The 22,737-nt window shown below is 62.1% G+C and carries 18 protein-coding genes; 7 read left to right on the forward strand and 11 right to left on the reverse strand.

The features are described from left to right. Positions 1-68: 68 nt before the first annotated feature. From PCS43_RS04465 to fepB, 3 genes are all read right to left on the reverse strand, one after another. Positions 69-731, reverse strand: a complete 663-nt coding sequence (locus PCS43_RS04465; RefSeq protein WP_003945911.1) for a response regulator transcription factor — start codon at positions 729-731, stop codon at positions 69-71. Then, a complete protein-coding gene (locus PCS43_RS04470; RefSeq protein WP_007734428.1) occupies positions 728-2,005 on the reverse strand; it encodes a sensor histidine kinase in 1,278 nt (425 codons plus the stop codon). Before PCS43_RS04470 ends, PCS43_RS04465 begins: the two co-directional genes overlap by 4 nt. Positions 2,006-2,152: 147 nt before the next feature. Continuing rightward, entirely contained in the window at positions 2,153-3,148 is a 996-nt protein-coding gene (gene fepB, locus PCS43_RS04475) for a Fe2+-enterobactin ABC transporter substrate-binding protein (protein WP_039973419.1), read from the reverse strand. Positions 3,149-3,214: 66 nt separating this feature from the next. Here fepB and fes point away from each other — a divergent pair, with 66 nt between their 5' ends. Continuing rightward, positions 3,215-4,450: an enterochelin esterase gene (fes, locus tag PCS43_RS04480; protein WP_003945472.1), complete on the forward strand. Its 1,236-nt coding sequence runs from the start codon at positions 3,215-3,217 to the stop codon at positions 4,448-4,450. 13 nt (positions 4,451-4,463) lie between these two features. Here the strand turns inward: fes and PCS43_RS04485 are convergent, their stop codons facing one another. The 5 genes from PCS43_RS04485 to PCS43_RS04505 form a co-directional block, all read right to left on the reverse strand. Further along, positions 4,464-5,852, reverse strand: a complete 1,389-nt coding sequence (locus PCS43_RS04485) for a DUF1254 domain-containing protein (RefSeq protein WP_209911452.1) — start codon at positions 5,850-5,852, stop codon at positions 4,464-4,466. A 55-nt stretch (positions 5,853-5,907) separates the two neighbouring features. Further along, positions 5,908-6,321 (reverse strand): HIT family protein, encoded by a 414-nt coding sequence (locus PCS43_RS04490; protein ID WP_209911793.1) that lies wholly within the window; start codon positions 6,319-6,321, stop codon positions 5,908-5,910. 66 nt (positions 6,322-6,387) lie between these two features. Continuing rightward, a complete protein-coding gene (purB, locus tag PCS43_RS04495) occupies positions 6,388-7,809 on the reverse strand; it encodes an adenylosuccinate lyase (protein ID WP_007734423.1) in 1,422 nt (473 codons plus the stop codon). 55 nt (positions 7,810-7,864) lie between these two features. Continuing rightward, positions 7,865-8,470, reverse strand: a complete 606-nt coding sequence (locus PCS43_RS04500) for a TetR/AcrR family transcriptional regulator (RefSeq protein WP_003945736.1) — start codon at positions 8,468-8,470, stop codon at positions 7,865-7,867. A 64-nt stretch (positions 8,471-8,534) separates the two neighbouring features. Further along, the gene (locus tag PCS43_RS04505) at positions 8,535-9,695 is read right to left on the reverse strand and encodes a pyridoxal phosphate-dependent aminotransferase (protein ID WP_039973417.1); all 1,161 of its coding nucleotides are present in this window, start codon (positions 9,693-9,695) and stop codon (positions 8,535-8,537) included. A 162-nt stretch (positions 9,696-9,857) separates the two neighbouring features. Between PCS43_RS04505 and PCS43_RS04510 the strand changes: the two genes are divergently transcribed. The 4 genes from PCS43_RS04510 to PCS43_RS04525 all read left to right on the forward strand — a co-directional run bounded on the left by PCS43_RS04510 (position 9,858) and on the right by PCS43_RS04525 (position 17,785). Next, complete coding sequence (locus tag PCS43_RS04510; RefSeq protein WP_039973390.1) at positions 9,858-11,468, forward strand: ABC transporter substrate-binding protein; 1,611 nt, start codon at positions 9,858-9,860, stop codon at positions 11,466-11,468. 54 nt (positions 11,469-11,522) lie between these two features. Beyond that, on the forward strand, positions 11,523-14,891 hold the full coding sequence (locus PCS43_RS04515; RefSeq protein ID WP_007734415.1) for a serine hydrolase: 3,369 nt from the start codon (positions 11,523-11,525) through the stop codon (positions 14,889-14,891). 2 nt (positions 14,892-14,893) lie between these two features. Next, a complete protein-coding gene (locus PCS43_RS04520; RefSeq protein WP_235171365.1) occupies positions 14,894-16,309 on the forward strand; it encodes a serine hydrolase domain-containing protein in 1,416 nt (471 codons plus the stop codon). Between the two features lie 87 nt (positions 16,310-16,396). Next, positions 16,397-17,785, forward strand: coding sequence for a sensor histidine kinase (locus PCS43_RS04525; RefSeq protein WP_007734411.1), 1,389 nt, complete (start codon positions 16,397-16,399; stop codon positions 17,783-17,785). A 3-nt stretch (positions 17,786-17,788) separates the two neighbouring features. On the opposite strand, the gene PCS43_RS04530 is transcribed toward PCS43_RS04525, so the two are convergent. Beyond that, on the reverse strand, positions 17,789-18,463 hold the full coding sequence (locus PCS43_RS04530) for a response regulator transcription factor (protein WP_037132434.1): 675 nt from the start codon (positions 18,461-18,463) through the stop codon (positions 17,789-17,791). A gap of 117 nt (positions 18,464-18,580) precedes the next feature. Between PCS43_RS04530 and PCS43_RS04535 the strand changes: the two genes are divergently transcribed. After that, entirely contained in the window at positions 18,581-19,414 is an 834-nt protein-coding gene (locus PCS43_RS04535) for a phosphatase PAP2 family protein (RefSeq protein ID WP_228401911.1), read from the forward strand. On the opposite strand, the gene PCS43_RS04540 is transcribed toward PCS43_RS04535, so the two are convergent. Beyond that, positions 19,350-20,354 (reverse strand): ABC transporter substrate-binding protein, encoded by a 1,005-nt coding sequence (locus PCS43_RS04540; RefSeq protein ID WP_047269575.1) that lies wholly within the window; start codon positions 20,352-20,354, stop codon positions 19,350-19,352. The two genes, PCS43_RS04535 and PCS43_RS04540, sit on opposite strands and share 65 nt — an antisense overlap. A gap of 120 nt (positions 20,355-20,474) precedes the next feature. On the opposite strand from PCS43_RS04540, the gene PCS43_RS04545 reads away from it, so the two are divergent. Continuing rightward, complete coding sequence (locus PCS43_RS04545; RefSeq protein WP_270922998.1) at positions 20,475-20,987, forward strand: MarR family winged helix-turn-helix transcriptional regulator; 513 nt, start codon at positions 20,475-20,477, stop codon at positions 20,985-20,987. Between the two features lie 74 nt (positions 20,988-21,061). On the opposite strand, the gene PCS43_RS04550 is transcribed toward PCS43_RS04545, so the two are convergent. Next, complete coding sequence (locus tag PCS43_RS04550; protein ID WP_007734403.1) at positions 21,062-22,630, reverse strand: GMC oxidoreductase; 1,569 nt, start codon at positions 22,628-22,630, stop codon at positions 21,062-21,064. Positions 22,631-22,737: the final 107 nt, after the last annotated feature.

Raw genomic sequence — 22,737 nt, forward strand, 5'->3', positions numbered from 1 at the left:
GGATCGGACCCGGGGCACGTGTACTTCTCTGCCCGTGCCGCGGCGGATGCGCCGCAGCGTCCCGTGCATCAGCGCGATACGGCGATCACGTTGTTTCGGTACGCCCAGATGACGATCTGCACACGGGTACGCACCTGCAGCTTCTTGCAGATGTTGCTGATGTGCGACTTCACCGTGCTCTGTTCGAGGCTGAGGGAATCTGCGATGTCGTTGTTTCCCAAGCCTTGTGACAGCAACTGCACCACATCCATCTCACGCGCACTGAGACCGTGATCCGATCCGGAGCGCGCCGTGGACATCGGTGCCGGCTTGCGCCTCGCGAACTCCACGATCAGTCTCGACGTCAATCTCGGCGAGAGCACCGAACCACCTTCGGCCACGGTCAACACTGCCGACGAGAGCTCTTCGGGATCGGCGTCTTTGAGCAAGAACCCTGCGGCACCGCTGTCGAGCGCCTCGAAAACGTACTCGTCGAGATCGAACGTGGTGATCACGATGACGCGGGTCCCGGGAAACTCGGCAAGGACCTCCCGGGTCGCAGTCAACCCGTCGCCGTGCGGCATTCGGATATCCATCAGCACGACGTCCGGACGCAGTGCACGCACCTGCTCGTACGCCTCGACTCCCGTCTTGGCATGCCCGACGACGCGAATCTCGGGGTGACCGGAGAGAAACAGCTCGAACCCCTGCCGTACCACCTGCTGGTCGTCTGCAATAAGGACATCGATCATGCGTTGATCCTCCCGTTCACCGGCACCAGTGCCTGCACAGCCCACTCACCTTCCGAATTCGGTCCGGCGTCCAGTTGACCACCCATGAGCGTCGCGCGTTCGCGCATTCCCACAATTCCGAGGTTTTGCCCGTCGGAGGCCGGGCGAGCATTCCCGAGAGTATTGACCACCCGTACCCTCACCGCACCGGCTTCTCGACTCAGACACACCTTGGACTCGCTACCCGGCGCATGGCGAAGGACGTTCGACAACGCCTCCTGCACGATGCGGTAACACGTCAACTGGACTCCGCTGTCCAGGTCGTCGAAGCGGCCGACCTTCTCCAACGAGATCGACGAGATGGTGCGCTTGCAGTCGTCCACCAACTCGTCGATGTCGGAGACCATGGGCGTCGGGAAATCGGGGTCTTCCTCACCCAGGCGAAGTATCCCCACGATCTGCCGCAAGCTGTTGAGGGCCCGCTGACCCTGCTCGATGACGCCCCCCAGAAGGGCTTGTGCTTGTTCGGGATTGCTCGAGAAGAACTTGTCGGCGGCACGAGCCTGGATGATCATGCCGGTCATGTGGTGGGCAGCGACATCGTGCAGTTCACGTGCCATGTCCTGCCGTTCGGCAACAACGGCATTCGCAATCTTGCGTTCGCGGTCCCGGTGCAGATCCGCTACTGCCTGACTGTTCTCCACTGCTTGTTTTCGCAGGCGCGCGACGATCTTTCCCATGGCTGCGACGACCAGAAAACTCGTGACGGTGTTTGCCGCCGGTTCGAGGAACAAGTGAGGCAACTCCCCCACCTGAACCTCGGCGACCGTCAGCCCGTCCCGTTCGGTGAGATACATCGCCAAGATCACGTCCATCGCCATTCCGAGGACCAGCAGTCCGACCAGGCGCATGCCTGTCACTCGGATGGACACTGCCATGATCGCGAACCAGAAAAGCGGCGTGGCCCCCAGCGATCGACTGCCGAGGAAGAGCATCAATCCGCCGGATCCTGCCAACGTCAGGAGGTAGTACGCGATCGGGTACCGCCGGCGCGCACACGCCACAACGGTCAACACCGTCAGGAAACCCATGATGCCGACGACGGTTCCCGGATCGCTCAGCACTCGATTGCTCGTCTCGGGTTCAGTCTTGAGACTGGCGAGACCGAACACCCACGGCACACTCAGCAGGCCGACGATCACGGCCGCCGTGGCCGGGTTGTTCAGGTTGAAACGTCCCCACCCTCGCGATGCCAGGGCTTGCCCCGGGGCATTCTGACCAGCCGAGTCGAACATCCACTCCCCATTCCGCATCCGATGATTGACGTTCATGGTGGCATGCGCGCACCACTTGGTCCCACATTCGGCGAACGTGAAGGGAATGTTCGATTCCCGACTCCTACCAAAGCACTAGTTGAAGGTGAAAGGCCTAGTACTTATGGCTCAGCTGAACTGCTCGACCAACCGGTTCACCATGTTGGTTGCGCTGTAGTAGTCGAGACGGAAGGTGTCCAGACCCACGGCATAGACGTGGTGATCACGAATTGCCGGATGCTGGGCCAACAGTGGAAGTGCCTCGACCGCCTTCACCGCACCGTCGTCGGCACTGACCAAGATCAGGGTGTTGCCCGCGATACCGTCGTAGAGGTTCTCCGCCGAGACCTGAATGATGTCCTTGCGCTTACCCATGGATTCACTGCTCTTCGCGGACTCGGGAATGTCGGCGACCGTGAAACCCATCGCCGTGAGCAACTTCGCCTGCCCCGACTCGTGCGTCCAGATATTGGCGCCGCTGCCGTCCTCGTAGTAGACCAGCGCAGTGGTCGGCTGCGGGGGAAGTGTGATCTTGGCCTTCGCGGCCTCTACTGCGCTGTCGAACTTCGCGACCGTGGCCGCCGCGTTGTCTTCGAGACCTGTCGCCTTACCCAGCACAGCGGCGACTTCCTGCCAACTACTTCCGCCGTAGTCCACCACGATTGTCGGTGCGATGGCCGTGAACTGTTCGTACAGATCGACGACGGAGTCACCTCCAGTTGCCGAGACGACGATCAGGTCCGGGTTCTGGGCCAGAACGGATTCCGCGTTCGCGCCGCCCATCGGCAGCACTGCGAGTCCGCGTTCTTCTGCTATGTCGCCCCACTGTGTGAACAACCCCTGCGCATCCGAGACGTCGGTGTTCGGTCCCGTCGATGCGGTAGCCACCACCGGAGCGTCGATCGACAACAGCGTGCCCGTCAGCGTCACACTGGTCGAGACGATCCTCTCCGGCTTCGACGTGATCTCCACCGGCCCCTTCGGCGTTTCCACGGTACGCGGCCAATTACCCTGCGATGCAGCTGAGTCAGCATCGGAATCGGCATCCGCAGAACTACAACCGGCGAGGGCGAACCCTGCTACCAAGACTGCGGAGAGCACCTTCAGGGTGCGTGATTTTTTCATTGTGACGCCCACTGGCGGACCACTCCTCGAATTCAAAAGCCCATCAAATTAGGTTAGGCTGTGCTCATGCTAACTCAGGCGGTGACCGAATTGTCCGCTACCCTCGCGGCCTCGCCCGACATCGAGACGTCCTGGAATCGGATAGTGCAACAAGGAACGCCGATCATCGAAAGCGTTGATACACAGACTGTTCGAGTTACGTTCCTCTGGCGTCAGCCCGAGGAGACCGAGGTCGAGCGCGTTTACCTGGATGCAAATTCGCTGACCGACCATCACGCAGAACAACTCAGCGTGATGCAGCGACTCGGCGACAGTCCGGTGTGGTTCTACACCGCCGAAGTCTCGAACACCTGGCGTAGCAGTTACAGCATCATCCCGGTACCGAAGTCCGTAGTCGACGAGTTCGACTATCCGGGAGCAGGCAAGGAAGACTCGACCCGCCGCACCCGCTGGTTGGGGTTGCTCGAGCACCGAATTGCCGACCCACTCAATCCGCTTTCCGCAGGTGTGGACACAAGGCGTTCCGTCGCCGAGATGCCCTTGGCGCCGGTCCAGTTCGGTTGGGATGCTCCAGTTTTCAGGAAGTCGGTACAGCTCACCTGGGCTAGTTCGACTTTGGACGTCGAGCGGCCGGTGTGGATCTACGAGACCGTGGACGACGGATTGACACCGCTCGAAGAACGGCCGCTCGTGATACTTCTCGACGGGCGTCACTGGGCCGAGGTCATGCCGGCAGGCGCCGCGTTCGATCGTGCGGTCCAGACCGGCAAACTGAAATCCTGCGTTCTGCTTGCCATCGATTCCGTTGACAATCAACGCCGTTCGCAGGAATTGCCGTGCAACCGCGACTACTGGAGTGCAGTCGTCGACGAACTGCTTCCGCAGGTGCGCGCCGTCACACCCTTCTCGTCTGATCGAACGCGAACGGTGGTCTCGGGGCAGAGCTTCGGCGGCCTGGCTTCGATGTTCGCAGCACTCGAATTCCCCGAACACTTCGCGCTGGTCGCCAGCGGGTCCGGTTCGTTCTGGTGGCCAACCGGATTGAAGCGGGGGGAAGACGGCCCGCCGGGTGGAGACATAGCCGCACGCATCGAGCGCGACGGCGTACCGGACGGATTACGCGTTGTCCTCGAAGTAGGTAAGCACGAGTCCGACATGGTCGGGCACAGCGCAGCGGTCGCACAGGCGCTGGAGGCCGCAGGAGCGCAAGTGTCGTGTCGGATCTTCGACGGCGGCCACGACTGGTTGTGCTGGCGCAGTGTCCTTCTGGACTCCGTTGTCGAACTGATCGGCAGTCCGTGAGACAGACCACGCTCTAGGCCGGCTCGATGTCACCAAGCTTCCAAGTCCGATCGAAATACGGTTCGAGCGGTCCGTAGAAGCGGAAGTACGAGAACCAGTGCTGACCCGCAATGGTCTGAACCCAATTGGGTTCCTTCCCTACCGGAGCTGTAGGTCCGTAGTAAAGATCCACCGAACCGTCCTCGTTGACAACAAGATCGGGATCTCGCGAGCCACGGTCACCTCGGCCCTGCTCGTTGTCGACAAGGCAGCGTGTGTCGACCGAGTAGACCGTCGCGGACCAGAACAACTTTGCCGGGACATCGGCGGGTACGTGGAGTGTGTAACTCTTTGCTCCGTCCAACCAGTGGCCCTCGGCGTCGGCGTAGCTACCCAGATATGCCTGCCCGAGTCCGGGCGTCGTACTCTTCATCGCCTCGGAGAAGGTGACCGCCTCGTAGAACCACGACGCGCGTTCGTAGAACTCGTCGTAGTTGTCCCCTCGCTGAGCTGAGTTGTCCAGGACAATCGCCAAGTCCCACTGGCGATCCGGCCAGTAGCGCGAACCGGGGAAGCGTTTGACGAACGCATTCGCCTGGGCGAACACCTCCCCCACTTCGACGGCCCGTTGCAAGATCTTTCTCACTCGATCATCCGGGGCGAAGGGCTTGCCCTTCTCAATCCCCAGCTGCCGAAGCCACGCCATCGGGAAGCGGTCGCGCTCTTCGACAGGTTCGTCCTGCACGATGTCGTGCAGGAGTTCCCAGTATCGAAGGTCTCGCGGCTGAATTCCGCTCCAGGGCTTGCCGTCCGGTGAGACCAGACGCGTCGGAGTCGGCTTCTCACGATCGGAGTACGGGTACACCCGGACGGCGTCGACCAACGCGTCCGAGCGCGCCGAGTCGGGATCGAGCGTGCGGAAGCCGAACATGATGTGCATCATCGGGGAGTGGACAACGGTGTAATCACCTGTGTCCTCGGCACTCTGACCTGGGCCGACTACCAGGGTCTTGCCACCCTTGCCTGCATCGGGGCCCATCTCACCGAGCACCGCGAATTCTCGTTGCCAGAAATCTGCGATGCCCCCGGCGGTCGGCCCTGGCGGCAATTCGATCACCAACGGCCCCGTTGCACCGAGATCGAAAAAGTTCAAGATGTACGGAGTCGTCGCGTTGGCGGTGATCAGGCCTAGTCGGTCACGATATGAGCGGTAGACGACGATATCGGAGGCAGTTGCTCCGAAGATGTTGGTATGCACGTCCATCCACTGGGCCCAGGACACGATGGGTATGGCCCACAAGTACGCCTGCACTGCTGTTTGGAAGTCGAGCTCGTCGAAGACCGTTGCGATGGTTTCGCGAGCGGGAAGCTCTCCGTCCCTCGGGACAAGTCCGGAGGAATACGTCAGTTCGATGTCGGCCATACCCAGATGGTGCTGGGAGAAACCTCGGCGCGAATCACCCACACCGGGTGAACCTCTAGTTCAGTGCGCCTCGAATGACGGCAGCCGTGCTGTCGAGGATTGTCCGATCGGGCGTGCGAGGTAGGGCGCGCAGGCCGAAGCCGTCGCCGCGATTTCGCGGAATGACATGCAGATGAACATGGAAGACTTCCTGCCCCGCAACAGCTCCGTCGGAGAGGTGCAGATTCACTCCGTCGACGGGGAGAGATCCGGTACGCATCGCCGCGGCGATCTTCTGCGCGACGGCGAAGATCCTGGCACCGTCGTCGGGATCGAGCGTGGACAATCCACTGGCGTGGCGCTTCGGCACGACCAGGAGATGGCCGGATGTGAACGGCCGAATATCCATGAAGGCAAGGACATTCGCGTCGTCGTAGACGACGCTGGCCTCGGCCTCACCGGCGATGATGGAACAGAAGATGCAGTCCATGGTCTCCGGCCCCTGTGCGCCTTTTCGGTAGTGGTGACCACCGGAAAGGCGCACGGGGCGTAGCCCTTACAGAATCGGCGACGGCGCGTACGCCGCAGCTTCGGGGTTGGCGTCGACAAGTTTCTGCACCTCGGCGACAACGGCATCGACCTGAGCCGAAGCGGCACCGACAAAAGCAGCCTTGTCGGCCAGGGCCTCGTCGAGTGCGGCGCGGTCGAGCGGCAAACGGTCGTCGGCGGCAAGACGATCGAGCAGGTCGGGCTCCTTGCCCTCTTCACGCATCGCCAGCGCAACTGCGACGGCATTCTCCTTGATCGCCTCGTGTGCGGTCTCGCGTCCGACGCCGGCACGGACGGCGGCCATGAGCACGCGCGTCGTGGCGAGGAACGGCAGATACCTGGTCAGTTCCTTCTCGATGACGGCCGGGTACGCGCCCATCTCGATCAGCACGGTCAGGAAGGTCTCGAACATGCCGTCGATCGCAAAGAACGCGTCCGGGAGCGCGACGCGGCGCACGACGGAGCAGAAGACGTCGCCCTCGTTCCACTGCGCACCCGCAAGCTCGGCTGCCATGGAGCCGTATCCGCGCAGGATCACCTGAAGTCCGTTGACTCGCTCGCACGAGCGGGTGTTCATCTTGTGCGGCATCGCCGAGCTGCCGACCTGGCCGGGCTGGAAGCCTTCGGTGACCAACTCGTGGCCGGCCATCAGGCGGATCGTGTGTGCAAACGACGACGGGCCCGCGCCGACCTGAACGAGCGCGGAGATGACGTCGTGGTCGAGGGAACGCGGGTACACCTGGCCGACGCTGGTCAACACGTGAGCGAATCCGAGGTGCTCCGCAACCTTCGCTTCGAGCTGCTCGAGCTTGGCCGCATCGCCGTCGAGGAGGTCGAGCATGTCCTGAGCGGTCCCCATCGGGCCCTTGATCCCACGAAGCGGGTACCGGTCGATCAGCTGGCGCAGACGCGTCAGTGCAACCAGCAGCTCGTCGGCGGCCGAAGCGAAACGCTTGCCCAAGGTGGTGGCCTGAGCTGCGACGTTGTGCGAGCGGCCGGCCATAACGATGGACGAGTACTCGGCAGCGCGCTCACCCAGACGGGCGGCGACGGCGATGCCGTGGCTGTAGACGTGTTCGAGAGAACGCACGATCTGCAGCTGCTCGACGTTCTCGGTGAGGTCGCGGCTGGTCATGCCCTTGTGGACCTGCTCGTGCCCGGCAAGTGCGTTGAATTCCTCGATGCGTGCCTTCACGTCGTGGCGGGTGACCCGCTCGCGGTCCGCGATGGACTCGAGGTCGACGTTGTCGATGACACGCTCGTAGTCGTCGATGGCGTCGGCCGGAATGTCGATGCCCAGCTCTGCCTGCGCACGCAACACCGCCACCCACAATTGACGCTCGAGCACGATCTTGTACTCGGGAGACCACAGAGCAACGAGCTCCGGGCTGGCGTAGCGGTTGGCAAGGACATTCGGGATGCGGCTCACGAGGCCTCAGTCTAACGGGGGCCGAGCAGTGCCGTTACCCCCGATAGAGACCGAGCTAGACCGGCGGCGCCATCACGTCGATCGATTCCAAGAGCATTCCCCTGGCCAACCCCCGTGGGTCCGGGTCGTACTCCCCCAGAGCCGTGATCATCGCACCGTCGACCATCGCGACAAGACGGCGCAATTGCCCCTCGGGAGCCGACCGGCCCGAGCGTCGAAGCGCATCGGTCAACAGGTCGTCGAGCTGGGCTCGTAGGCGCAACTGCACGTCACGAAGTGCGGGATGACGGGCACACGCGACGAATCGTTCGTAGCGCGAGATCAAACGCTCGCGGCTCTCCGGCCGCTTCTCTTCGTCTCCGAGCAGCAGCTCGACCAACAGTTCGACGGTTGATTCCGCGCCCCGCCGACGTTGGGTCACCGCAGCCACTCTGGCGCGCATCGCTTCCATGTCGGCGTTGCCGTTGAGCTCGACGGCACACGCGATCAGATCGTCGAGTGAGTCGAAGTAATAGGTCGTCGAAGCCAGTGGAAGGTCAGCTCTGGTTGCCACCGCTCGGTGACGAACGGCGTCGAACCCGCCCTCCAGCAAAAGTTCAGCAGCGGACGCCACCAGAGCTTGGCGACGTCGTTCGCCCTTGGGCGTAGCTGCAGAAGACACCACGACATCGTGCCAGCAGAGGGGACCTCCGCATGGCGAAACAGCTCGAAGACCCTGCTGTTTGTTACCCGAGCCACTTCTCGAGGCGGGCCAGTGCCTCCTGGATGTCGGCTGTCGCACCTGCGAACGAGAGTCTGACCATCCGGTTTCCGTGGACGGTGTCGAAATCGATTCCAGGTGCCAGCGCGACCCCGGTATCTGTCAGCAACCGGGCACACCACGCGGTGGCGCCCTCGTCGCCACACAGATGGCCGATGTCCGCGTAGACGTAGAACGCACCGTCGGCGGGAGCCAACTCGGTGATGCCCAGTTTCGGCAACCCGGTCAACAACAGTTCACGATTGACGGCGTACCGCTGAACGTGCCCGTCCAACTCGACCTTCGCCTCGTCCGAGAACGCCTCGACGGCGGCGTACTGAGAGATCGCGGGCGGACACACGGTCATGTTCGACGCGAGTCTCTGCAGCGGGCGCCGAAGATAGGTCGGCACCAACATCCACCCGAGTCGCCAACCCGTCATCGAGAAGTACTTGGACACCGAGCCGATCACGACGGATTCGCGTGAGGTCTCCCAGGCGCTCGACGTGTGCTGATCGCCGTATCCGATGCCGTGGTAGATCTCGTCCGAGATCAGAAGAGTTCCGTGCTGCTCGCACCACGTCGCCAATGCAGCGAGCTCCTCGGGCGAGATCACCGTGCCCGTGGGATTTGCCGGGCTCGCGACGATCAGACCGGCAGGCGGCGACGGCAAAGCCTCGAGCATTTCCACTGTCGGCTGGTATCGAGTTGCCGGCCCGCAGTCGAGTTCGACGACGTTGCAGCCGAGAGCGGCAAGGGTATTGCGGTACGCGGGATATCCGGGTCGAGCAACCACCACGGTGTCGCCCTCGTCGAACGCGGCCAGGAAGAGCAAGGTGAACGCGCCGGACGAACCGGTCGTCACCACCACGTCTTCGGCGTCGACGGCGATTCCCGATCGCTCGCTGTGGTAGCGCGCAATAGCCTCGCGTAGCTGCAGGATCCCGAAAGTCTCGGTATACCCGAGTAGTTCGGTGCCCAGAACCTCTCGCGTCGCACGTAGCACCGGTGCCGGCGCGGGCGTCGACGGTTGACCTGCCGCCAAGGTCAGGACGTCACCATGTGTCCGCTGACGTTCGGTCGCGGCCTTCCATACATCCATGACATGGAAGGTCTGGATATCTGATCGACGAGATTCTGAGCGCACACTCCGACGGTAGTCGAACCGTGGTGCGACAAGAAACGACGACCACCCATTGTGACGATCCGACAGATTCAGGCGCTCAGCATGAGTCGATTCAACGAGACCTGGGCCACGTCCCTCGCGCAACATTGATCAACGACTTCCTTCGATCAAAAGGTGCATCAGATGAAAGCTCGCTCAGTGCCCACTGCGGCTCTGGTCACGATCGGCGTTCTCACGGTTGCCTCGTGCGGAAGCACCTCTGATCCTGGCGGCAATTCTTCCGGCGACTACGCGAAGGACGGCAGTTTCACCACGATCGTGAACACCGATCCCGGCAACCTTCATCCCCTGATCACCAATCTGACTGCCACGCAGGCGATCAACAGCTATACGAATGACTCGTTGTTGGCCATCGACCCCAAAACCCGCGCAGCGGGCACGTATCTGGCCGAAAAATGGAGCGAGAACGGAACTTCGCTGAACTTCACCCTCAAAAAGGGGATCACGTGTGAAGACGGCACGACCTTCACTGCCCAGACAGCGGCAAACAACATCAACTGGGTCGTCGACACGACCAACGGCTCGCCGTGGTTGGGAGCATCCGTACCCGAAACTGCGGTAGCAACCGCTGATGGTGACGAGCTCACGATCAAGACAACGGAACCCGCGCCCTTCCTCCTCGAGCGCATCGGCGCTCTCAAGATGGCGTGCCAGGCAGCCCTCGACGACCCTGCCAGTGTTCGAGGCAGCAGCAACGGAACCGGACTGTTCAAGATCACCGAAGTAGTGGCCAACGATCACGTCACGCTCGAACGCCGCGACGGATACAACTGGGGGCCGAACGGCGAAACCACGTCGGACACGCTCGGAGTGCCCAAGACGGTCACGATCAAGGTCGTGACCGACGCCGCGACGACGGCGAATCTCGTCCTCACCGGAACGGTCAACGCGGCCCCGGTTGCCGGCGCGGATATCGAACGTGTGGAAGCTTCAGGCCTCGAGTCGATGACGTCCAACACCCTGAGCGGACAGTTCATCTTCAACCACAATGCGGCTCTCCCCACCAAGGACGAGGCCGTACGCACCGCACTCGTGCAGGCGATCGATCTCGACGATTACACGGACATCAACACCGGTGGCAAAGGCTCACGAGCTACGGCACTGGCAGTAGTCGATCCGCGGGCGTGTGACTTCGACAGCGTTACCGGTGTAGTTCCGAAGTTCGACATGGCCGCTGCGAAAAAGACTCTTGCGGACGCCGGTTGGAAGCCCGGATCCGACGGTGTCCTGACCAAGGACGGTCAAGCGCTGCAATTGACGGTCATCTTTGCCAACTACCGCGACACCACCTCTGCAGCAGCAGAATACGCGATGAAGCAGTGGCAGGAGCTCGGTGCGAAGGTAGAGCTTCGTGGTGGTGACAACAACTTCATCATTTCCAACACATTCGCAGCGAAAGACCTGACGTCATGGTCGATCTCGATCGGACTGACCGTCCAGAGCGATACCCCCAGCATCTTCGTTCCGTACTTCGCCGGCCCCACCCCACCGTCGGGTGTCAACTTCGCATCGATCGACAATCAAAAGTACGCCGAACTGGCGGCGAAGGCCTCGGTTCTGCCCGGGCAGGAATCCTGCTCGGTGTGGAAGGAAGCGGAACAAGCACTGTTCACCTCGTCCGACGTCATTCCGGTGTCCACGTCGCCGAACTTCATGTTCTTCAACGGCGCAACGGCCCTGTATGCACCAGTTGGCGGCACCCTGGCCGGCCCTGGCATTCGCGTTCTGAAATAAGCCGGAAGACAAAGCTTTACGTCTGCATCTATTTCTCCGATTCGAAGGATCTACATGACTGACCGTCCATTTGTTCTCGACGACCTCCACCGTGTGGTCACACCCACTGAGACCTCAATCTCTCCCGACGGCACCGTGGTCGTCTTCGTTCGCTCGGAAATTGTTGCCGGAAAGGCAACTACATCGCTCTGGGCGGTGTCCCGCGATTCCCAGGCTCGCCGCCTCACCGCAGGGCCCGCCGATTCTGCCCCTCGGTTCTCTCCGGACGGAACCTCGATTGCCTTCCTGCGTAAGGTCGGCGACTCCGCGCAGCTGCACCTGATCCCGCTCGCCGGTGGCGAGGCCGAAACTCTCACCACATCAGCATCACTCCCCCTCGGCGCCGGTGCAGCAGCCTGGAGCCCGGACGGAAATGCCATCGCGTTCGCCGCTGTGGTCTCACGCTCGGACTCCGCCGATCCGAATGCTCCCATCGTCACCGACCGACTCGGATACAAGGTGGACGGTGCCGGTTGGCTCGGCACCTTCCGTCGCCACCTTCACACCGTCGATCTGGAGACGAAGGCAGTTCGACGGCTCACCGACGGTGATTGGAATGCCGACGTTCCGTCCTGGTCGCCCGACGGCACGGCCCTTGCCTTCACCGCGAATCTCGAACCGGACAGCGATCTGAACCTCACGTTCAGCGCTTACCGCATCCTCGTCGACGATCTGTCGGTTCCCCCGCAGCGACTCGGTCATGCCACCGGAGTGCAGGGCTCCACACTGTGGCATCCGCAGGGAGATTCGGTCGTCGCCATCGGCACTCCCGAGGTCCGTGTCGGAACTGCAGACCTGATCCGGCTGTCCGTCCCCGGCCCAACCGAGACACCGGTCGACGTCACCCTCACAGCTCATCTCGATCGCAACGTGATGCCCGGTGCACCCGGTTACCCCGGCGGCACACCGGCACTGTCGAATACTCGCGACGAAATCGTGTTCTGCCTACGCGATCGTGGATGGACGCATCTGTACGCGGCCGACATCGAAACCGGCACCTCTCGATCCCTCGTCGCCAATCCCAACGAGGTCGTCTCGGCGCTCTCCGTTGCCCGTGACGCCCGCGTCGCCTCCGTCATCGTCACCACGCAGCAGTCCTTCGGCGAGATCGCACTCGTCGATCTCGACAGCGGCGCGGTCACCACGCTGACGAAATTCACCGCAGAAGCACTCCCCGAGGTGACACTGTTTGCCGCCGAGGAACGCGAGTTCACCATCTCCGACGGCCGCACCGTGCATGGTTGGTTGCTGTCCGCTCCCGAAACCAGTGGTGCCGCACCCCTTCTGCTCGACATTCACGGCGGACCGCACAACGCGTGGACCGGCGTTGCAGATACCTATCACCCCGCCCACCAGGTTCTCGCCGCCCAGGGTTGGCGCATCCTGACCCTCAACCCACGTGGGTCGGACGGGTACGGCGCAGACTTCATGTACGCCGTCAACGGCGCCTGGGGTACCTCCGACCAAGCTGACTTCCTCGAGCCGATCGACGCGCTTGTCGCCGAGGGACTTGTCGACGGGGACCGTCTGGCGATCACCGGGTACAGCTACGGCGGATACAGTACGTGTCACCTGACGTCCGCGACGGATCGTTTTGCCGCTGCGGTTGCCGGCGGGCTGATCTGCGATTTCAACGCCATGGCCGGAGTCTGCGATTTCGGTCCGCACCTCGCGTCACTCGCCACCGGCACGACTGTTCCCGAGAACTCCGCGGGGCTCCTGGCAGCCTCACCGCTCGCCGCCGTGAAGAACGTGGTGACCCCGACGCTGATCCTGCACGGAAAGTCGGACGAGCGGTGCCCGCTGGGTCAAGCCGAGGCCTGGTTCGCCGCACTGCGCCAGCAGCACGTACCCACCCGTCTAGTGGCGTATCCCGGTGCAAGCCACGGGTTCCTCGTCAACGGCTCGATCTCGCACCGAATCGACTACAGCACACGACTCATCGAATGGGTCAAGCGATACACCTCCGCGAAGCTGCCCAAGACCGGCCTGGCCAACGCGTCTGCCGGAGCCGACGCGTGGAAGCGTTCGCTGGACGTACTGTGTGAGCGTTACGGCGTCACCGGTGCTCAATTCGGTATTCTCACACTCGATTCCAACGGCAAGGAAATCACCCGTACGACGGTGGCTTCCGGCGTGATCAATGCAGACACCGGGGTCGAGGTATCCACCGACTCCCTGTTCCAGATCGGATCCATCACCAAGGTATGGACCGCGATGCTGGTCATGCAGCTTGTCGACGAAGGCTTGCTCGACCTGGACGCGACCGTCCGGTCGATCCTGCCCGATTTCGCACTGCAGGACGAGGACACAGCTGCCCGCATCACGGTTCGCGCACTTCTGAACCATCGCAACGGAATCGACGGTGACCTGTTCATCGACAAGGGTCGCGGCGACGACGTCGTCGAACGCTACGTCGAGGGCCTGCGTGACTTCCGTCAGGTTCATCCACTCGAGGACGGCTTCGCGTACTCGAACTCCGCGTACGTCCTTGCAGCTCGTATCGTCGAGGTTCTTCGCGGCGGCATCTGGGACGACATCCTCAAGGAGCGGATCATCGATCCGCTCGGCCTCGCGCACACACTCACGTTGACCGGAGATACACCGAGATACTCTGTGGCAGCGGGTCATACGGGGAACTCCGTCGTGATGCCCGTCTGGCCGATCACCCGCTCGATGGGGCCCGCCGGCTGCATCACTGCCAGCATCGGAGATCTACTCACGTTCGCGGAACTCGGTCTTCTCGAAGGACAGAGCGTCGACGGCGTACGGATCGTGTCGGAAAAATCGGCCGCCGCGATGCGCACACCGGAAATCGACATCAGTGAACTGTTCCCGGACAAGTCGGGTTGGGGCTTGGGCTGGTTCCACGAAACCTGGTCGGGCGAAGAGATTTTCGGGCACGACGGCAGCACCATCGGGCAACACGCATATCTGCGTATCTTCCCCCGCCACAATGTCGCGATCGCACTGCTGACCAGCGGCGGCAAGGCCGACGGCCTCTACCGTGATCTCTTCACCGAAGCCGCGGCCGCGTTGGTCGGACTCGAACCTCCGCAAGCCCTCGCCCCGAACCCCGCGAGTGTGGAGTCGATTCCGGATTCGGTTCTGGGAAAGTACAGCTCGGGCGGGATAGCAATCGAGTTCCGTCGTGGAGAGTCCGCTGACGAGGCCGTGATCACCGTCATCGGCGACGTAATCCCGAATCCCGAGGAAGACGAAACAGCTCCGAAGAAGCCTGCAACGGTAGCCACTCTCGTACCGTCGCAGATCCCGGGGACCTGGACCACCCGTCAACCCGGGGCCGCCGGTTGGACGACGGTACGGCCGCACCGAGACGGAGTGTACGTCGGATTCCGCTTCCTACCACGGGTTAACGCGTGACGATGACCGATACACATACGATGACGGAAACACAGAACGCCGAAACACAGAACGCCAGCGAACTCGAGGAATCAAAGATGCAAGAACAGCTTCAAGAACTCGTCGATCAGTGGAGGGTCGAGGCAAACATCCCCGGCGTCTCGGTCGGCATCGTTCACGGCGACAAGGACATCGTCGTCACCAGTGGCATCGAGAGCGTCGAAACCCAACTCCCGGTCACCGACAAGACGATGTTCATGATCGGCTCCACCACAAAGGTGTTCGCCGCAACAGCCGCGATGGCACTCGTCGAGGACGGCCTACTCGATCTCGACACCCCGTTGGTCGAGTACGTCCCCGAACTGACCTTCGCCGACGAAACAGCCACGCGCACAGTCACGATGCGTCATCTCCTCACCCACACCGGCGGATTCACCGGCGACGCGGGCCTCTCGGCAGGCTGGGGCGAAGACGCCCTGGGACGCTCGGTTTCACGGCTGAACGAACTGCGACAAGAATTTCCCGTCGGAGAAGTCTTCTCCTACAGCAACTCCGGATTCGTTCTCGCCGGACATGTCGTGGCCAAGATCAGCGGACTGACCTTCGAAGAGCTGGTCAAGCAGCGCGTGCTCGACCCCCTCGAAATGAAGAACTCGGCCTTCCTGCCCTGGGACGTGATGACCCACCGGTTCGCACTCGGTCACTACATCCGCGACGGTGTGCCGTTCGTGTCCAACGAAACCGGACTGGACCGCGGCATGATCCCTTGCGGCGGAATGTGGTCCTCGGTGCGAGACCAACTCGTCTGGGCACGTTACGCACTGTCGGGCGAACACCCCGGCGAAGGACAGCCACTCGACGAGTCCACCCGGTTGTTGATGCAGAAGCCGCAGCGTCCCGCCGCGATGATGTTCGAAGAAGTCGGCCTGGGATGGCTGTTGACTCGATACGGAACCACTCAGGTAGTGCGGCACGGCGGAAACGTGAGCAACCTCCAGGTCTCCGAGTTCATGACAGTGCCCGAGAAGAACTTCGCCGTCACCGTGCTGACCAACGCACTCGGCGGCGGAATCGGCAAGAAGATCGTCGACTGGTGCATGGCCAACCTCACTGAACTACCCACGCCGGCATCCCTGGACGTGGTCGAGCCCGAACCCGCTGCCGTCGACGCAGTCCTGGGCAAGTATCAGGCCGGCTCACTGACGATGACCGTCGCCCCCGGTGACGAGGGAATCGGCATCCGGATGGGCAGCGCGCAGGATCTCGGTGAATACGAGGACATCGTCTGGCCGCCGGCAATCCCGATCGCCTTCCTCAACGACCGTGACTTCGCTGCTCGCGCCGACACCACCCGGGCGTTGGGCCGCTTCGTCACCGACGACACCGGTCGCGCCGTGATGCTCGAATTCGGCGGCCGCACCGCCAAGCGAGTGGCCTGATCCTCTAGACGGGTGACGCGGTCCGATTACGGGACCGCGTCACCCGTCTTCGTAAATGCACAGCCGAGAAGGTACAGACTGGACGCCATGAACTTCATCGGCGAGTCGATTCTGCACCCCTCCCGGTGGAGCGTGCGTGCCCGTTCGACCGTGGCTTCGACACTCGTGATCGCCTTCTGCCTGGTGATCGCCGGGCTTGCACTGGTTTTCGTGCTGGCAAACTCCCTGCATCTGTCCGCGCTGAACAGCTCCGACGCTCGCGCCACGCAATTGGTCCAGCAGCTCAACGGAAAGAACCCGGCCGATCTCGACCCTTCGCTTCTGTCCACAGACAGTCAGATCGGAATCGTGCAGATCGTCGACGCCGATCACCGAATAGTCGCCCAATCACCTGGAACCGACAGCGACCTCCTGTCCGGACGTTTTCTCGGCCCTGACGAGTCGGACGCTCTCGGAAGGGTCAAGAAGTCCGACGACGAGGACTACTGGCTGATCGGGCGAGGCGCTCAGACGCCGACCGGACCAGTCACCGTCTTCGTCGGCGCCGACCGCGAACCGGTTGAAACCGTGGTGACGACCGTTGCCGTTCTGCTGGCCATCGTCGGACCCCTGGTCCTGGGGCTGGCAGCGTTTGCCACCTACCGCCTCGTCGGTTCGGCCCTCGCTCCCGTCGAACGCATCCGCGCTCGGGTAGCGTCGATTTCTAGTGGGCGTCAAGGTGAACGAGTGCCTGTACCGTCAGGGAACGACGAGATAGCCCGACTGGCAACAACAATGAACGACATGCTGGCGCGCCTCGACGAAGGTGCGCTGGCCCAGCAACGATTTGTCAGCGATGCCTCACACGAGTTACGCAGTCCGCTGTCCACGATCACGACGGCCCTCGAACTGGCACACCGACGCCCGGATCTCCTCGACGACGCGTTGATCGAAGACGCACTACTTCCCGAGGCGCGCCGAATGCGGCAGTTGATCGAAGACCTGTTGATTCTCGCACGCTCTGACGAAAGCGAACTCGAAAAGTTCGGCATCGTCGTCGACGTCGACCTCGATGACATCTTGTTCGCCGAGCAGAAAAGGATCGACGGTATCTCCGAAGTTACGGTCGCCGCTGCCGTGGCTCCGGTTCGGGTCTCCGGAGACCCGAGAGCATTGACGCGGATGGTGCGAAACCTCGTGGACAATGCAGTGCGGCATGCGGAGACCCTCGTGTATCTCGAGTGCTCCGAAGCCGGAAACGAAGCCCACATCGTGATCGAGGACGACGGGCCCGGAATCCCTGCAGCAGAACGCGAACGAATCTTCGGACGCTTCGTCCGCCTGGACCAGCCGCGGTCGAGGCAGGGAGGCGGGTCCGGACTCGGACTCGCCATCGCGTCGGAAATAGTTGCGGCGCACCACGGAACCATTTCCGTCAGCGAGAGGGCGGGCGGTGGAAGTCGATTCGAGGTGACGATTCCGGTACCGAACGACTGAAGATCAGGCAGTGCCGACAAAGCGGTACCCGACGCCTCGGACCGTTTCGATGCTCTGAGTTCCGAACGGGAGGTCGAGCTTCTTACGAAGGTAACCGATATACACCTCGACGATGTTCTCGTCACCTTCGTAGTTGGTGTCCCAGACAGAGCGAACGATCTCGGTCTTCGTGACCACCACACCATTGTTGCGCATCAAGAATTCGAGAACGCTGTACTCGCGTGGCGTCAGGGTCAACTCGATTCCCGCTCTGCTCACCTGATGTTTGGCCGGGTCGAGGGACAGGTCTCCAACGGAGAGTATCGCCGGACGTTGTGGAGCGCCGCGACGCACCAGTGCGCGCAGCCGAGCGAGAAGCACGACAAACGAGAATGGCTTGACCAGGTAGTCGTCGGCGCCGAGATCGAATGCATCGGCCAGGTCGTATTCGCCGTCCTTTGCCGAGAGCATGAGGATCGGCGTCCAGATCTCCCGGGCGCGTAGATCCCGCACGATGTCGTACCCGTGTTTGCCCGGCAACATGATGTCGAGAACGATCACGTCGAATTCGTCACTGCACGCAGTCGCGAATCCGTCGTCACCGTTGAGTTCGACCGCGGTCACGAATCCCTCGGCCACCAATCCCCGCCGGATCGTCTCGGCCAGGCGCACTTCGTCTTCGACCACCAGTACTCGCACCACCGGCCCCGTTTCGTCGCCACGCAGTTGTTCGGATGCACCCAGTAGAGCAGACGGTAGACCCAGGGCCGAGTTCCGTTCAGCGTTTCTTCAGCTTCGGATCGTCACACTGCATTCATGCCTGCAACTGTGTCGACCGTGCGAAACGTGGTCACCGAAGTCCTGACCGAGAGCACCACCGCAGAGATCGCGGTTGCCGCAATCGTGGTGGCCGCAGCTCTGTTCGCGTTCGGTTCGATCTACCGAGCTTCCAGCGTTCGGTCTACAGCCCTTCGCACGTGCGGACTCGTGCTTGCACTGGTGACGCTGTCGATCCAGGTGTATGGAAGCGGGTGGTTGACGAGCTTCGACGGGCCGGTGACCGACTGGATGGTCGATCATCGGAGCGGCGCCCTGAACCAGATCGCGGTCGCCGTCACAGATCTCGGTAGCCCGGTCGCCACCGCGCTGCTCGGGATCACCTGCGGAGTGCTCATCTCATGGCGAGCGCGTTCGGTCGTTCCGGGCTTGATCGTGATCGGAACCGTTGGCGGGGCGGCGGTCGCCAGCACGGTAATCAAAGCGCTCGTCGGTCGCGAACGTCCGCCGACCAACATCCAGGTTCTTCTCGAGACCGGCCACTCGTTCCCCTCCGGTCACGTGACGGGCACAGCAGCGCTGTTCGGCATTGCCGTTCTCGTTGTGAGCGTCGACCGAACAGCGGCCGTCAAACGCCTTCTGATGCTCCTCGCCGTGACGGTCACCGTCGTCGTCGCGCTGACTCGCCTCTACTTGGGTGCGCACTGGCTCACCGACGTCATCGCCGGAGCCATTCTCGCGACGCTTGCCGTCACGGTGGGTGGAGCCCTCTTCCGATTCGTCGGCACTCACAACCAAGCTGAATCGACTACTGCTGCAATGCGCTCTGCAGAACCTTCAGCACTTCACGAGCCGCAGTCGGCCCGGTATTGAGGTAGAAGACGTCGTCGTCAACAGCGACGGCGTGGTTGGCGACCACACCACGTAACTGCGCCCACAACGGCGCGTTCGTCAATGTCGCCGGGTCCCCGCCCTGCACGCCGTAGAAGATCCAGTCGGCGTCCGCCACGTTCAACTCTTCTTCACTGATGTCTCGGGAAGTGTCGTCGAACTGCTGCGACTGCGGACGGGTCAAGCCGGCATCCTCGGCGATACTGCCGGTGAACGAAGGAATACCGAAGATGCGCAGACGATTTCCGTTCTGGCGCGTGAACGACACCGTCGGCGGCGACGAGAGGGAAGCACCGAGGGCCGCGGCATCGGTATTGAAGGTATCCAGCAGTGCCGTCGCCTGCTGCGTCTTACCTACCCCGTCGGCAACCAGCAGGAAGTCCTGCTTCCAGTAGACGCCGGTTCCCTGTGTTGCCACCGTGGGTGCGATGGCGGAAAGCTGGTCGTACAGCGAATCAGCGTCCTTTCCTGCAACATTCATCAAGATCAGGTCAGGATCGAGCGTGACGATCGCTTCGAAATTCGGTGTGAAGCGTCCACCTGCGTCAACGACATCACTTAGCTGAGTACGGAATTCGGGGTACGCAGACAACAAGTACGGAGGCACCAGGTCCGCACCGTCACCACGCGTCGAACCTGCGGGCACGACACCGAGCGACAGGAGAGCATCTGCTTGCCCGGTCGAGATGACAACAACCTTTTCGGGCTGCGATTCGATCGTGGTGTCCCCTTTGAAGTGTGAGACGGTACGAGGAAACTCGCCGTCCGACTTTCCGCTCCCCATTCCAACCGGGACTTCTCGCGGAGCGACAAACGCAGAGTCCGCCGGAGCCGACGCACTGATCTCGGCATCTGTGGGCGACGCGTCCTCGCTCGAGCAGCCACTGAGAGCTGCCACCAATGTCAGTGCCCCGATCAGCATTACACTGCGTGACTTCCTTCGAAAATTCATGATCGTGTCCCGTACGTCGTGAAGCATGACAGCTTCATCTTCCGTCATGGTTAGGTGACCCTACCCTTTGAAGAACTGTAAACTATATCTGTGTCAGATACAGTTCCAGGGCGTGGATCACACGAGGTCGATCGCTACTCCGATCGCGTGCCCACCGCGGAAGAAGCGTCGAGATCACTCATCGCTGCGGCGTTCGAATTGCGTCGAGCGCTGCGGGAATACATGGATACGTCGGGTACCGACGCGACTCTGCCAGAGGCACAATCCGAAGTACTTCACGATGTCGCACACCATCCGGGCACTCGCATCGGGGCCGTGGCCGATCGCCTCTCCAGACGCCCGAACACCGTCAGCACGCTGGTGCGCATCCTCTCCGACAAAGACCTGATCGAGCGGCGACCCGATCCCACGGACGGCCGAGTGAGCACACTTTTCGTGAAGGACGAGCGAAGCGCGCGACGAGACCGTCGATCCGAACTACGCATCGGCGTTCTCGCCGAAGAATTGGCGGCCCTCGACGAGGGCGACCTCGACACATTGTCCGCTGCCATCGACATCCTCGACCGGGTCAATCGATCATTGCGAGATCACGCACCGCGGTGACACTCCGGGACACACAGAAGCGGTGCGGTGCAGCACCTGCCGCACCGCACCGCACCTGCTGACGAGTTACCGCCCTAGTTCATGTCGTTCGCAATGATGTTCTCGATATTCCGTTCGGCCAGAGCGGTGATGGTGACGAACGGATTGACTCCCACATTGCCCGGTACGAGGGATCCGTCCATGACGTACAGACCCGGGTACTCCGGCAGACGACCGTAGCCGTCGGTCGCCTTGCCGAGCACACAACCCCCGAGGGGGTGGTACGTCAACTGATCGCCCCACGTCTGCGTCGGGCCGAAGAGGTCGGTCCGGTAGATCGTGCCTTCCTTCTTGTTGATCTTGTCGAAGAGCTTCTTCGCCATGTCGATCGACGGCTGGTTCTGCGAGCGCTGCCAGTTCAATCCGACCTTGCCTGTTGCCGAGTTGAATTGGAACTGAGCACGTTGCGGATTCTTGGCAATCGCCAAGTACAGGCTGACCCACAGTTCGGTACCGGCCGGGAAGGGTGCGATTTCCGCAAAGACGGGAGCGGATGTGTCGGCCCAGTTGTCGATACCCATCACGGGGATCGCCGACTGCTTCGCACCGGTGGCGTCCCACATGTGATTGGCGCGGCCCACCATCACGTTGCCGTTGTGACCCCATTCCTGTCCAACTGCACCCGGCAAATTCGCCAGCTGCCCTTGCGCTTTCATCGCGACCAGGAGCTTGCTGGTCCCGATACTGCCGGCCGCGAAGAAGACCTTGTCCGCCGTCACTGTCTTGGTGCCGACGGTATTGCCCTGCTCGTTGATCTGGTTCATCACCACTTGATAGCCACCGCCGGTCGCGGCCGGGGCAACCGAGGTCACGACGTGCAGAGCTGAAATGGTGAGCTTGCCGGTGGCGGATGCCGCAGCGAGGTACGTCTTGTCCAGAGATTTCTTTCCGGCATTGTTGCCGTAGATGACCTCACTGACCAGAGCAGACTTGGTGACCTGGCCGGCAGCTTCCTGCTTCATGTAGTTGAAGTCGTAGACATTCGGCACGAACGTTGTTGTGTAACCGGATCTCTCAGCGGTCTTTCGCCCCGTCCGCGCGAACTTGTAGTACTCGGTCGATTCGAACCAGGCCGGGTCGATGTTGTTGACTCCGAGCGCAGCGTTCGCGCGCGGGAAATACGTCGAGTACATCTCGTTGGAATCGACACCGGGCAGGATCTCTTCGAAATAGTTACGCTTGGGTGTGACGGCCATACCGCCGTTGACCAGCGACCCACCGCCGACCCCTCGGCCCTGGTAGACCTTGATCCCGCCGAAGTCCTCGGCGTCGAGAACACCGACGTAGCGGCTGATGTTCTTGTCCACCGAGCCGCCGGAGAAGTGTGAAACCGGTTGAACTGTACGGTCTCTGAGCCAGAAGGACCGACCGTCGGGCGAGAGCATCGGGCAGAAGATCTTGCCGTCGGACCCTGGTGTGGTCCACGACTTCCCCATCTCGACCATGTGCGTGTCGATACCGGCCTGTGTCAGGCGAAGTGCCGCAACGGCACCGCCGTATCCACTGCCGATCACGAGCGCGGGGACACGGTCTCCGTCGTTCAATGCTCGTCTGGGCGCAGCGGCCGCCGTGGTCCACGAGGACGAGAGTGCGGCGGCCCCCACAGCTAATCCTGTTGCTGCCAAGAAGTTTCTACGCGAGAGCGTGGAATTGGTACGTGCGTGCCGTTCGTTGGATCCAGCGCGAATGCTCAAGTGTGCCCTTCTCTTTC

The sequence above is a fragment of the Rhodococcus sp. C-2 genome (assembly GCF_027854095.1).
GTDB lineage: Bacteria > Actinomycetota > Actinomycetes > Mycobacteriales > Mycobacteriaceae > Rhodococcus_F > Rhodococcus_F qingshengii.

Bases quoted from the DNA above. Each gene is read 5' to 3' on its own strand.
- PCS43_RS04490 (WP_209911793.1), bottom strand. From the start codon at position 6,321: ATGGACTGCATCTTCTGTTCCATCATCGCCGGTGAGGCCGAGGCCAGC.
- fes (WP_003945472.1), top strand. From the start codon at position 3,215: ATGCTAACTCAGGCGGTGACCGAATTGTCCGCTACCCTCGCGGCCTCG.
- PCS43_RS04470 (WP_007734428.1), bottom strand. From the start codon at position 2,005: ATGTTCGACTCGGCTGGTCAGAATGCCCCGGGGCAAGCCCTGGCATCG.
- PCS43_RS04535 (WP_228401911.1), top strand. From the start codon at position 18,581: ATGCCTGCAACTGTGTCGACCGTGCGAAACGTGGTCACCGAAGTCCTG.
- PCS43_RS04515 (WP_007734415.1), top strand. From the start codon at position 11,523: ATGACTGACCGTCCATTTGTTCTCGACGACCTCCACCGTGTGGTCACA.
- fepB (WP_039973419.1), bottom strand. From the start codon at position 3,148: ATGAAAAAATCACGCACCCTGAAGGTGCTCTCCGCAGTCTTGGTAGCA.
- PCS43_RS04540 (WP_047269575.1), bottom strand. From the start codon at position 20,354: ATGCTGATCGGGGCACTGACATTGGTGGCAGCTCTCAGTGGCTGCTCG.
- PCS43_RS04520 (WP_235171365.1), top strand. From the start codon at position 14,894: ATGACCGATACACATACGATGACGGAAACACAGAACGCCGAAACACAG.
- PCS43_RS04465 (WP_003945911.1), bottom strand. From the start codon at position 731: ATGATCGATGTCCTTATTGCAGACGACCAGCAGGTGGTACGGCAGGGG.
- PCS43_RS04510 (WP_039973390.1), top strand. From the start codon at position 9,858: ATGAAAGCTCGCTCAGTGCCCACTGCGGCTCTGGTCACGATCGGCGTT.
- PCS43_RS04525 (WP_007734411.1), top strand. From the start codon at position 16,397: ATGAACTTCATCGGCGAGTCGATTCTGCACCCCTCCCGGTGGAGCGTG.
- PCS43_RS04485 (WP_209911452.1), bottom strand. From the start codon at position 5,852: ATGGCCGACATCGAACTGACGTATTCCTCCGGACTTGTCCCGAGGGAC.